General features: G+C 67.7%; 11 protein-coding genes, 1 tRNA gene, 2 pseudogenes and 1 riboswitch. Of the genes and pseudogenes, 6 read left to right on the top strand and 8 right to left on the bottom strand.

The features are described 5' to 3' along the window. The 4 genes and pseudogenes from RKE40_RS29055 to RKE40_RS29040 all read right to left on the bottom strand — a co-directional run. Positions 1 to 226 (bottom strand): annotated as a pseudogene (locus RKE40_RS29055) (ATP-binding cassette domain-containing protein); the annotation flags it as partial. Positions 227 to 291: 65 nt separating this feature from the next. Then, positions 292 to 1,230: a FecCD family ABC transporter permease gene (locus RKE40_RS29050; RefSeq protein ID WP_316021641.1), complete on the bottom strand. Its 939-nt coding sequence runs from the start codon at positions 1,228 to 1,230 to the stop codon at positions 292 to 294. Between the two features lie 83 nt (positions 1,231 to 1,313). After that, a complete protein-coding gene (locus tag RKE40_RS29045) occupies positions 1,314 to 2,204 on the bottom strand; it encodes an ABC transporter substrate-binding protein (RefSeq protein ID WP_316021639.1) in 891 nt (296 codons plus the stop codon). Next, positions 2,201 to 4,141: a TonB-dependent receptor plug domain-containing protein gene (locus RKE40_RS29040; protein ID WP_316021638.1), complete on the bottom strand. Its 1,941-nt coding sequence runs from the start codon at positions 4,139 to 4,141 to the stop codon at positions 2,201 to 2,203. Before RKE40_RS29040 ends, RKE40_RS29045 begins: the two co-directional genes overlap by 4 nt. A gap of 125 nt (positions 4,142 to 4,266) precedes the next feature. Continuing rightward, a riboswitch (cobalamin riboswitch) is annotated at positions 4,267 to 4,466 on the bottom strand. 119 nt (positions 4,467 to 4,585) lie between these two features. On the opposite strand from RKE40_RS29040, the gene blh reads away from it, so the two are divergent. From blh to RKE40_RS29015, 5 genes are all read left to right on the top strand, one after another. Further along, the gene (blh, locus tag RKE40_RS29035; protein ID WP_316021637.1) at positions 4,586 to 5,884 is read left to right on the top strand and encodes a bifunctional sulfur transferase/dioxygenase Blh; all 1,299 of its coding nucleotides are present in this window, start codon (positions 4,586 to 4,588) and stop codon (positions 5,882 to 5,884) included. 12 nt (positions 5,885 to 5,896) lie between these two features. Beyond that, positions 5,897 to 6,223 carry a sulfite-sensing transcriptional repressor BigR gene (bigR, locus tag RKE40_RS29030; RefSeq protein WP_390893566.1) on the top strand — a complete coding sequence of 109 codons (327 nt, stop codon included), beginning with the start codon at positions 5,897 to 5,899 and terminating at the stop codon, positions 6,221 to 6,223. Further along, positions 6,220 to 6,630, top strand: a complete 411-nt coding sequence (locus RKE40_RS29025; protein ID WP_316021635.1) for a YeeE/YedE family protein — start codon at positions 6,220 to 6,222, stop codon at positions 6,628 to 6,630. Before bigR ends, RKE40_RS29025 begins: the two co-directional genes overlap by 4 nt. Then, positions 6,627 to 7,058 (top strand): DUF6691 family protein, encoded by a 432-nt coding sequence (locus RKE40_RS29020; RefSeq protein ID WP_316021634.1) that lies wholly within the window; start codon positions 6,627 to 6,629, stop codon positions 7,056 to 7,058. The genes RKE40_RS29025 and RKE40_RS29020 overlap by 4 nt, the downstream gene beginning before the upstream one ends. 224 nt (positions 7,059 to 7,282) lie before the next feature. Continuing rightward, positions 7,283 to 7,359, top strand: a tRNA-Arg gene (locus tag RKE40_RS29015). Positions 7,360 to 7,387: 28 nt separating this feature from the next. On the opposite strand, the gene RKE40_RS29010 is transcribed toward RKE40_RS29015, so the two are convergent. The 4 genes from RKE40_RS29010 to RKE40_RS28995 form a co-directional block, all read right to left on the bottom strand. After that, positions 7,388 to 8,122 carry a tyrosine-type recombinase/integrase gene (locus RKE40_RS29010; RefSeq protein WP_316021633.1) on the bottom strand — a complete coding sequence of 245 codons (735 nt, stop codon included), beginning with the start codon at positions 8,120 to 8,122 and terminating at the stop codon, positions 7,388 to 7,390. A gap of 752 nt (positions 8,123 to 8,874) precedes the next feature. Continuing rightward, positions 8,875 to 9,096 (bottom strand): hypothetical protein, encoded by a 222-nt coding sequence (locus RKE40_RS29005; protein WP_316021632.1) that lies wholly within the window; start codon positions 9,094 to 9,096, stop codon positions 8,875 to 8,877. After that, positions 9,093 to 9,608 (bottom strand): site-specific integrase, encoded by a 516-nt coding sequence (locus RKE40_RS29000; RefSeq protein WP_316021631.1) that lies wholly within the window; start codon positions 9,606 to 9,608, stop codon positions 9,093 to 9,095. Before RKE40_RS29000 ends, RKE40_RS29005 begins: the two co-directional genes overlap by 4 nt. Next, the gene (locus RKE40_RS28995; RefSeq protein WP_316021630.1) at positions 9,581 to 9,877 is read right to left on the bottom strand and encodes a hypothetical protein; all 297 of its coding nucleotides are present in this window, start codon (positions 9,875 to 9,877) and stop codon (positions 9,581 to 9,583) included. The genes RKE40_RS29000 and RKE40_RS28995 overlap by 28 nt, the downstream gene beginning before the upstream one ends. A gap of 185 nt (positions 9,878 to 10,062) precedes the next feature. On the opposite strand from RKE40_RS28995, the pseudogene RKE40_RS28990 reads away from it, so the two are divergent. Next, a pseudogene (locus tag RKE40_RS28990) lies at positions 10,063 to 10,240 on the top strand (CoA-transferase); the annotation flags it as partial.

Here is a 10,240-nt window from a genome sequence, read left to right as displayed (position 1 = left end):
CGGACGCCAGACGCTGGCGCAGCTGCCAGTGCACCGTGCCGCCCTGGGCGAGGAAGGCGATGCGCTGCGCCAGCGTCTGGCGTCCGAGCGCTTTGGCGGTCAGGCCGTCATAGCGCACGGAGCCGGCCTCGGCCGCAAGCAGGTCGGCGAGCACGCGCAGCAAGGTCGTCTTGCCGGCGCCGTTGGGACCGATCAGGCCGACCATCTCGCCGGCTCGCAAGGTTAGGTCGATGCCGCGCAGCACCGGCTTGCCGCCGAGGCTGACCGCGATGTTCCTGGCTTCGATCTGCATCACGCCGCCCTCCGCATCCGCTGGATCAGGCTGAACAGGAAGGGCGCGCCGATCAGCGCGGTGACCACGCCGAGCTTGAGCTCGGGCCGGATCGGCATCAGCCGCAGGGCGGTGTCGGCGGCGAGCGTCAGGATCGCGCCGCCGAGGCCCGAGACCAACAGCAGCCGGCCGGGCCGGTGCCCGACCAGCGGGCGCAGCAGATGCGGCACGACGAGGCCGACGAAGCCGATCGCGCCGGTGACGGCGACCGAGGCGCCGACCGCGAGCGCGGCGCCGCCGATCAGGCGGGCGCGCAGCCAACCGAGATCGAAGCCGAGGCTGCGCGCGGTATCCTCGCCGAGGGTGAGCCCATCGAGGGCGGAGGCGCTGGAGAGCAGCAGCGCCCAGCCGAGGAGCATCAGGGGCAGCACCAGCCAGACATGGGCCATGCTGCGGTCGGCAAGCGAGCCCATCAGCCAGAAGACGATCTCCAGCGCCGCATAGGGATTCGGCGCGAGGTTGAGCGCAAGCGAGGTCATTGCGCCGGCAAAGCTGTTGATCGCGACGCCGGCGAGGATCAGCGCCATCGTGCCGGCGCCGCGCCCGTTCAGGGCGTAGAGCAGGAGCGTCGCCAGCATCGCGCCGGCAATGCCCCCGAGCGGCAAGGCGAGCAGGAAGGCGCCGGCGAAGCCGGAATAGAACACGACGACCGCGCCGAAGGCGGCGGCACTGGAAATGCCGAGCAGGCCGGGCTCGGCGAGCGGATTGCGCAGCAGGCCCTGCATCGCGGCGCCCGCCAGGCCGAGGCTGAAGCCGACGAGCGCGCCGAGCAAAGCGCGCGGCAGGCGTAGCTCGAGGAGAACCAGCGCCGGCAAGCTGGCGCGGCCGGCCAGCCAATCGGAGAAGGCCGCGCCGAGGTCGAGCTCTGCATAGCCGACCGCGACCGAGAGCGCGGTCATGGCGACGAGCAGGGCGGTCAGCAGCGCGACCAGAATGCGGTAGCGGCTGCGGCTTTCCGCGGCGATGGCCGTGGTGGCGGGGTTCAAGGGCCGCTCCTGCGGTTGCGCGGCGCGGCGGCCGCGTCGATCAGCATTTCGATGGCGTCGATCACCGCCGGCCCGGCGCAGGTCCAGAGCCGCGAGGGCAAGGCGACGAGCCGCAGCCGGTCGCCGAGCCTGCCGATCAGGGGGTGGTTCAGGACCTCATGGGCGAGCGAGGGCGGGCCGCCCTCGGTGGTGTTGAGGATCAGGATGTCGGCCTCGCCGAGTGCCACGGTCTCCAGCGCGATCTGGCCGTAATTGTCGATGCCGAGCTCGGCGGCGAGGTTGACGAAGCCCGCCCTGGTCAGGATCTCGTCGACCAGCGAGCCGCGCCCGACGGTGAAGCCGTTGGGCCGCAGGACCAGCGCCTTGGGCCGCTCCTCGCCGATGCGCCGAGCCAACGCGGCAAGCCTTGCGTCGATCTCGTCGATCAGGGCTTCGCCGCGCGCGGGCTCGCCGAGCAGCGCGGCCATTTCGGCGATCTGCGCCTTGACCCCGGCGAGGTCGCGCGGCACGCCGAACTCCCTGACCGGCGCGCGGACGCGCTTCAGCAGCGCGACGGTGCTGCGGGTGGTGAAGCTGCCGGCGATGACGAGATCGGGCCGAAAGGCCAGCAACTCCTCGACGAGGCCGTGATTGGCCGGGACCCGGCGGGCCGCCTGCGCCATATTGGCGTTGCGCGGGTCCTGCGAGAGCCAGGTCACCGAGGCGATCGCGGCGGGGTCGGCGAGGCGCAGGACGAGCTCGTCCGTGCACATGTTGAGCGAGACGATGCGGGACGGCTTGGCCGGAGGCTCGGCGGCGAAGCCGAGGCCCGACGCGGCCAGCACCGCGTAGGCCAACAGGAGGGCGGCGCCGCGAAGCACGCGCCGCAGGGCCGCCCCCTGTCTCACAGGCTCACCCGCAGGCCGCCGAAGGCGCTGAGGCCGGGGACGAGGAAGCCGACCGGGTTCTCGTAGCGCTTGTCGAAGAGGTTATCGACGCGCCCGAAGACTGTCAGCTTCTCGCTCGCCTTGTACTCGGCGGCGATGTTGACGATGGTGGCGCCCGGAGCGCGCATCCGCGAGATCGAGAAGTCGCGGTTCCCGTCGACGCGGTCCCCGACATAGATCAGCGTCGCCGAGAGGTTGAGGTTCTCGATCGGCACCCAGTTGGCGGTCAGGCTCGCCTTGTGCCGCGGCCGGCGCAGCAGCTCCTGGTTGGCGGTCTCGTCCTTGGCGAGGGTGAAGGTGTAGTCGGCCCGGATCTTGAATTGCGGGCTCAGCTCGAGTGCGACGAAGCTTTCGACGCCCTTGGTCTGGGCTCGCCCGATATTGGTGTAGGAGGTCCGGGCGGCGTTGGTCAGGATCAGGTTGTCGATGTCGTTGTGGAACCAGGTCGCGCCGATCTGGAGCTTGTTGTCGAGCAAGGGCTGCTCGAAGCCGATGTCATAGCCGCGGCTCTCCTCCGGCTTGAGGTTGGGATTGCCGTAGAAATTATAGGCCGGCCGGGAATCGCTGAAGCGCTGGCTTAGCGTCGGCGCCTTGAAGCCGGTGCCGTAGCTCGCCTTCAGCTTGGTCTCGCTGCCCGGGACGATGAAGGTCGGCGCGAGCCGGTAGGTCGTGTGGCCGCCGAAGGTCTCGTCCTCGTCGCGGCGGATGTTCGCGACGGTGAAGAAGCGCTCGCTCCAGTTCGACTGCAATTCGAGGAAGGCGCCGGTATTGCCGTTCGAGGCGGTGAGCGAGCGCGATTCCAGCCGCTCGTTCTCGTATTGCAGCCCCATCACCAGCATCTGGCCCTCCATCAGCTTGAGGTCGCCGCGCCAGTCGTATTTCGTCCGCTCGCCGAGATTGTCGGTCGGCAGGCCGAGAATGCCGGCGGCGTTCGGCGAGCGGTTGGAGCGATCCTGGTTGGTGTAGGCGATGCCGAAGCGATTGACGAAGCGGCCGTCGAACGGGTCGAAGACCAGCTCGCCGCGGGTGAAGGCCTGCTTGTAGCTCTGGCTCGAGCGGTAGGCGTTCGGCACGCTCGGAAAGCCGGAATCGCCGGTCGAGAGCAGGTAGCCGTCGGAATAGCGGCCGATCCAGTTGAGGCTCAGCGTGTCGGTGAGCTTGAAGCCGAGGCGGGCGGAGTAGTTCCAGTTGTCATAGGAATTCGGGTTGATGCGGCGCCCGGGCGGAACGAGGTTCGGCGGCGTCACCGGCGTCGAGTCGGACTTCAGATGGGCGATGTTGAAGGCGTAGTTGAAGCGGTCGTCGCCGCCACTCAGGCCGAAAGCCTGGTTGAAGGTGCCGTAGGAACCGGCCTCGGCCGAGGCGGTGAGCTTGGGCGGGCCCTCGCCGCGCTTGGTGGTGATCGAGATCACGCCGCCGAGCGCATCGGCGCCATAGAGACCGCTCTGCGGGCCGCGCAGCACCTCGATGCGCTCGATGTCGTTGGTCAGCATCGAGCCGAAATCGAAGGAGCGGTTCGGGGTCGAGGGATCGTTGGCGTCGATGCCGTCGATCAGCACCTTGACGTGGTTCGAGTTGGTGCCGCGCATGAACACCGAGGTCTGGCCGCCGGGGCCGCCGATCTGGACGATGTTGAGGCCGGGCACGGCGGCGAGCGCCTGCGGCAGGGTCCGGCGCTGCTCGCGCTGGATCTGATCGGCGGTGATGACGGTGACGGAGCTCGCGACCTCGCGCGCCGGAGTCGGCGTGCCGGTGGCGCTGACCACGACTTCGTCGAGCCGGATGGTTTCAGGACCTGCTTGAGCCCTGGCGGCAAGGGGATTCAGCGATGTGCCGGCGAGCAGCAGGCAGGCGAGCGGCAAGGGGCCGCGCAGGGCGGTCTGGGGGAAGGGGAGCACGGAAGAAACCTCGGGCGGTCAACGTTGTGGCACGTCACCGCGAACGCGATCTCCCGCCCGCTCCCGAAAAAAGGGCAGCGCGCAAGTGAACCAGCGATCGAAACACCCCGTCCGAACGTGTTCGCGTGTGACCACGACTGACGGCAGGTCTCCTGGCTCGCGGGTCAGCGCCTTCTCACCGCCTTCCCAGGGCCGAGGTCCCAGTGGCGTATGGCGAAAGGCTCGCCGCTTACAGTTGCGGGGGCAGCCGCAGCATGGGGTGGCGAGCCACCCGCACTGCGTTCCCTTTTGATCCCGTGAGGGAACCGTCGCGTTTACGAGTAGGGCTGGAATGAGGCGCCGTCAACGCCGGCCGCGAGGCGCGGGGATGCCCGGGGCACCTTGCGGTTCATCAATATATATTATATGTAAATGTATATTGAAATCCAAGCGACAGGGGCCGCCATGAAAATCGTTGAGATCTCGGAGAAGCTTTCGGTGGCTGGCCAGCCTGCTCTCGCCGATTTCAAGCCCCTTGCGGCGCAGGGCTTCAAGGCGATCGTCAACGACCGTCCCGATGGCGAGGAACCGGGCCAACCCGGATCGGCCGCGGAAAGGCAGGCGGCCGCCGAGGCCGGAATGGCCTACAGCTTCGTGCCGGTGACCGGCGCGACCATTACCCGCTCCGATGTCGAGGCTTTCCAGGCGGCGCTCGCCGCGGCGCCGGGGCCGGTGCTGGCGCATTGCAAGGGCGGCACGCGGGCGCTGACCCTGCACGTGCTCGGCGAGGTTCTGGACGGGCGGATGAGGGCCGAAGAGGTTCCGGGTTTCGGCGCGCGCTTCGGCTTCGACCTTGCCGGTGCAAACGCCTGGCTCGACCGCGAGAGCGGCCGCAGCCCGCAGGTCAAGGGCTTCTACGAGCCGCGCAGTGGCAGCGTCCAGTACGTCGTTTCCGACCCTGCGACCCGGCGCTGTGCCATCATCGACCCCGTGCTCGACTACGATGAGAAGTCCGGCGCGACCGCGACCACCAGCGCTGATGCCATCCTCGCCTATGTCGCGGAGCAGGGCCTCACGGTCGAATGGATTCTCGACACCCACCCGCATGCCGACCATTTCTCCGCCGCGGCCTATCTGAAGGCGAAGACCGGCGCGCCAACGGCGATCGGCGCCGAGGTCGTCGCGGTGCAGCGTCTCTGGAAGGATTTCTACAACTGGCCGGATTTCGCGGCCGACGCCTCGCAATGGGACAGGGTTTTCGCGGGGGGCGAGCGCTTCAAGCTCGGATCGCTCGACGTCAGCGTGCTGTTCTCGCCGGGCCACACCCTGGCCTCTGTCAGCTATCTGATCGGCGATGCCGCCTTCATCCACGACACGCTGTTCATGCCGGATTCCGGCACGGCGCGGGCGGATTTTCCCGGCGGTAGCGCCAAGGCGCTCTGGGCCTCGATCGAGGAGATCCTCGCCTTGCCCGACGAGACGCGCCTGTTCACCGGCCATGACTACCGCCCGGGCGGCCGGGCGGCGCGCTGGGAGAGCACGGTCGGCGAGCAGAAGCGGGCGAACCCGCATGTCGCCGGCCAGGACGAAGCGTCCTTCGTCGCGCTGCGCCAGGCGCGCGACAGGACGCTGCCGATGCCGAAGCTGATTCTCCACGCCCTTCAGGTGAACATCAATGGCGGCCGGCTGCCGGAACCGGAGGCCAATGGCCGGCGCTATCTCAAGGTCCCGCTCGATGCGCTGCCGGGCGCGGTCTGGGGCTGAGACGCGATGACGATGCAAGCCGAACAGCCGAACACCAGGGCCGAGCTCGCGGCCAGGGCCGAGGAGGTCGCCGAGCTCCTGCGCACCCTCGCCAACCGCAACCGGCTGATGCTGGTCTGCACCCTGGTCGAGGGCGAATACGCGGTCGGCCAGCTCGAGGAGATGCTCGGCATCCGCCAGCCGACGCTGTCGCAGCAGCTCACCGTGCTGCGCGAGGCGGGACTGGTCGAGACGCGCCGCGATGCCAAGCAGGTCTTCTACCGGCTGACCGCCGCGAAGGCAGCGCGGTTGGTCGAGGCCTTGCACGAGATTTTCTGTGACGAGGAGATGCCGGCATGACGGCCTATTGGCCATCGCTCGCAGGCGGCATGCTGATCGGCCTCTCGGCCGTCATGCTCCTGCTCCTGAACGGCCGCGTAGCCGGGATCAGCGGCATTCTCGGGCGGCTTGCGCTCGGCACGCAGGCGGCGACCAATGCCGCCTTCGTCGTCGGGCTCCTGCTCGGGCCGCCGCTCTACCGGCTCGCCGCCGGGCAATGGCCGCCGGTGACGATCACCGCCTCGCTGCCGGTGATCGCGCTGGCCGGGCTCCTGGTCGGCTTCGGGACGAGGATGGGCTCGGGCTGCACGAGCGGCCACGGCATTGTCGGCCTCGCCCGATTCTCGCCGCGCTCGGCCGTCGCGGTCGCGGCCTTCCTGCTCTCGGGCATAGCCACCGTCACCCTGATGAGGCTCGTCGCGGCATGAACCGATTCGCACAGGTCGTCACAGCCCTCGCGGCGGGCACCGTCTTCGGGCTTGGCCTCGCCATGTCGGGCATGCTCGACCCCGCCCGGGTGCGCGGCTTCCTCGACATCTTCGGGGCCTGGGATCCGAGCCTCGCCTTCGTGCTCGGCGGCGCGGTCACGGTCGCCCTCGCCGGCATGGCCGTGCTGAAGCGCCTGCGGCGCCCCGCCTTCGACGAGGCGTTCCATCTGCCGGTGACATCGCCGATCGATCGACGGCTTGTGCTGGGCTCGGCGATCTTCGGGATCGGCTGGGGCATGGCCGGCTTCTGCCCGGGGCCGGCGCTGGCCTCGCTCTCGCTCGGGCTCGCCCCGGTCGTGCTCTTCGTTATAGCCATGCTCGCCGGCATGACGCTGCATGACCGCGTCTGGCTGCGCCGGCCGGGCTGAGAAGAAGGGCCAGCGCCGATCCCGCAATTTGGCTTCGGTTCGGCCCAATACGGGCTGGCGCCATTCTGGCTGGTTCACGGATGGGCTAGCCGGAGAGCTTCCGGCGCCGCCGAAAATCAATCGGCAAAGAAAGTCGCGAGAATGGGGTTGCCAAGCGCGGCCCGACTCGCTAATTCGACATCCGTCAGCCGAACGCGGCTTCTGCCGCTCCGTTCCGTTGCCACGCGCCCGTAGCTCAGCTGGATAGAGCATCAGACTACGAATCTGAGGGTCAGAGGTTCGAATCCTTTCGGGCGCGCCATTACTTAGCTCCTTTTGAGGGGCGCCGTTTACAGCCCGTTTACAGGGCCGTTTACAATCCCAAATTCAACCTTGGTTCTGGGCTTTGCTCGGAGATCGATGATGTTGTCGATCTTCGACTGACCGTTGTCGGCGAGGCCGCGGCGCTCAGCCTGCCGGCGATAGATCTTGGCCGCCTTGTCCTTGGCGTGCTCGATCTGTGCCATGATCTCCGCATCGCTGGCGCCAGCCATCGCCAGCTCGACACCCCGCGCGTGCCGGAGGCCGTGCAGGGTGAGGCCGGAGCGCATGATACTCTTCTTCGCCAGCCGCTCGACCAGGCGCTCGACGGCCTGGCTCAGCTGGCGTTCCTTCCAGACACCAGCGTCGGCGTTGTAGGCGATCGTCGTCGCCCGATTGGGCGTGCGATCGAGCAGCTGCGTCAGGCGGCTATCTTCCGGCTTGTCGCGGGCGACACGGCGCTTCTCCGTGATCCAGCTCAGGCGGCGGTGTCGCTGCTGTGCGGCGTCGAAGCCCCAGACCCGGGCGTTCAGGGGGATGGCGCAGATCGTCCCCCGCCGGAAGCCGCCCCAGCGGGCTAGGGCGAGCGCGCGGGCAAGCCCCGGATGATTGCTGGCGATCGCGTCCTCGATGGCGGCCTCGAGCTCGTAATCCGCCCAGGTCGGATGCGGCTCGCCGGCGCCGTGCGGGCGCTCCAGCTTCTCGGCCTTCAGAAACGGATCCTTCGCAAATGCGGTCATCCTTGATAGCCGGCTCCAGAGCATTCTTCAGGACCTGGTGGCGGTCATTGGCGGCCTTGTAGCCGCGCTCCGCCCACAGCTCCATCAGCTCGGAGACCCAAGCCGATGTGACGTCGGCGAGTAGCACATCGCCGGCGTCCTCGCGGATCTCTCTGGCCATGCGCAAATACTCCGCCTGGGTCGATGGTGCGAGCCCGAGGAATCCTGCGCATGGCCGCCGCTTCTGGCCGTCGCCGGCATAGCGCAGCAGTATGCCGCCGACCGTGCCTTCGCGCGGCTTATGCGCCGACTGCGCGGCCTCGAGCTTCTTCAGGATTGCGTCGACCTCGTCGCGGAGCTCCTGCGTGCCGTCGGCGGAGCGGAGCGGGCCTTCGCGGTGATTGCCCCTGCGGAAGTAGAGATAAACCTTGCCGTCAGGCTTCCTGATGCATTGGACGTGCCGGATTTTTCCACGGTTCGCCTTCTCCCGAGCACGCGCCCTAACCCGCGCCAGCGCTTCGTTGCGCCGCTGCTCCGCCGCTGTATGCTCTCCATCGGCCGGTGCGCTTTCGCAAGATTGCGCCGAGTCCTGGCCGGAGGGCAAACGGGGGGCAGGCCTCCAATCCGCTGGTCGATGTCGATGCGCTTCCACCGGACGTCCCGCACGCCGAGATCGACCGGGTGTACCGGTAAGATCCGCGCCAGCGTCTGGTCACTAAGTCCGACATAGGCGCAGAGCTGTGGGCGATCGAGAAGCGCCGGCCAAGCTTCTGGAATGTGCCCGAACTCGCGCGGCATCAGTTGACCGCCTGGCGACACGCGCCGTCGGAGATGCGTCCGAGGATCCAGCCGATGGCCACCGTCAGCAGCAGGAAGAAGCTGACCGCGAGCGGCGGCACTAGGTCGTCGAGCGCGGCGATTACGCCGTGGCCGACAGGTCGACGACGAAGAGCAAGGCGAAGGCGGCGACCATGTCGACGATAGCTGCGCGCGCGATCGTGGATCGCGACCCGTGTCATCGCGCCCTCTTCTTGGCTTCGCTTATCAGCCCCTCAACGCGCCGGCTCGCGCTGAGGGTTCGAGCCCGAATGTAATATCGCTCCGTGGTCGAGAGATGCTTATGTGTGAGCAGGTCCGCGGCGGCAAACAGATCGTCTGGCGACTCCTCTGCCAAAACCGTCGCACCCATCGCGCGAAACATGTGCGGATTGACGGCTCTCCCGGTCAGCCGCTTCGTCAGCTTGCCGATGCGCTCATAGAGCCAGTAGGGATTCCGATTGACGCCGAACTTACAGAGCCAGAGGGAATCCGAAGTTGCCGCTGATGGGAGGTGTGGCCGCACCCTTTCGAGGTAACAGGTGAGAGCGTCCAGTAGTGCGGGCGGAAATGGCATCTCGATCGGCGCCCCATTTTTCGTCTGCTCGCCAGGGATCAGGATGTTCCAGCTGCTTGCCGAAGGCCGCAGCTCATGGCCTATCCGCAGGTGCGAGAAGTTTGCGGTCCTCAGGGGGCGGCGAACGAGCAGCGCCAACTGAAGCGCATCGCGAAAGCGAGCCGCTGCGGCCGGTCTGGGCTGGCCTCGTCACGAGCAAGACGGTCGAGCGCTATGATACAAGGCAGGTCATGGTACTCCCGCCGCCCGGCGACAACGAGCGTCTGGAGCCGGTTGCAGGCATCCTGAAGCCACCGCCAGTTGATCTCGGGGTGCATCGCCTGAAGCGTGACCTTCAGGCCGACCAGCAGAGATAATCGTGAGACGGGCGATACGATGTCCGAGATATGGTCATAGTAGCGCTCCACGACGGCCGAACTCACTCGTTCGGCGGGTGTCACTTCGGCCGCAAGCTCACCACACCATGCGAGGTAACCGAGAAAGCGCCCATAATGCTAGATATTCGTTGATTTTGTCCGCGGGCGCCAATGAGCGGCTTTGCCTTGCTGACCAAACAACGACCGTTTCTCCGTGGCGCGGTGCCAGGCAACCTGCCGAGGGCAAGCCGGTCGAGGCATTCGAGGGGCAGCTCTATGTCCGCGAAACCTGGCTCAGGGCCGATCTCGCCATCATCAAGGCCTGGAAGGCCGATCCGGCCGGCAACCTCGTCTACCGGCGCACCGCCCGCAACTTCAACCCGAACATGGCGACCGCCGCGAAGGTGACGGTGG

The sequence above is a fragment of the Allobosea rubneri genome, from assembly GCF_032464875.1.
GTDB classification, from domain to species: domain Bacteria; phylum Pseudomonadota; class Alphaproteobacteria; order Rhizobiales; family Beijerinckiaceae; genus Allobosea; species Allobosea rubneri.
Note: the sequence above shows the minus strand (reverse complement) of the source record. Positions and strands in the feature narration are given on the sequence as shown.

Excerpts from the sequence above, each read along its gene's own strand:
- RKE40_RS29050 (WP_316021641.1), bottom strand. The coding sequence starts at position 1,230 with ATGACCGCGCTCTCGGTCGCGGTCGGCTATGCAGAGCTCGACCTCGGC.
- blh (WP_316021637.1), top strand. The coding sequence starts at position 4,586 with ATGAAAATCGTTGAGATCTCGGAGAAGCTTTCGGTGGCTGGCCAGCCT.
- bigR (WP_390893566.1), top strand. The coding sequence starts at position 5,897 with ATGCAAGCCGAACAGCCGAACACCAGGGCCGAGCTCGCGGCCAGGGCC.
- RKE40_RS29025 (WP_316021635.1), top strand. The coding sequence starts at position 6,220 with ATGACGGCCTATTGGCCATCGCTCGCAGGCGGCATGCTGATCGGCCTC.
- RKE40_RS29020 (WP_316021634.1), top strand. The coding sequence starts at position 6,627 with ATGAACCGATTCGCACAGGTCGTCACAGCCCTCGCGGCGGGCACCGTC.
- RKE40_RS29010 (WP_316021633.1), bottom strand. The coding sequence starts at position 8,122 with ATGCTCTGGAGCCGGCTATCAAGGATGACCGCATTTGCGAAGGATCCG.
- RKE40_RS29005 (WP_316021632.1), bottom strand. The coding sequence starts at position 9,096 with ATGACACGGGTCGCGATCCACGATCGCGCGCGCAGCTATCGTCGACAT.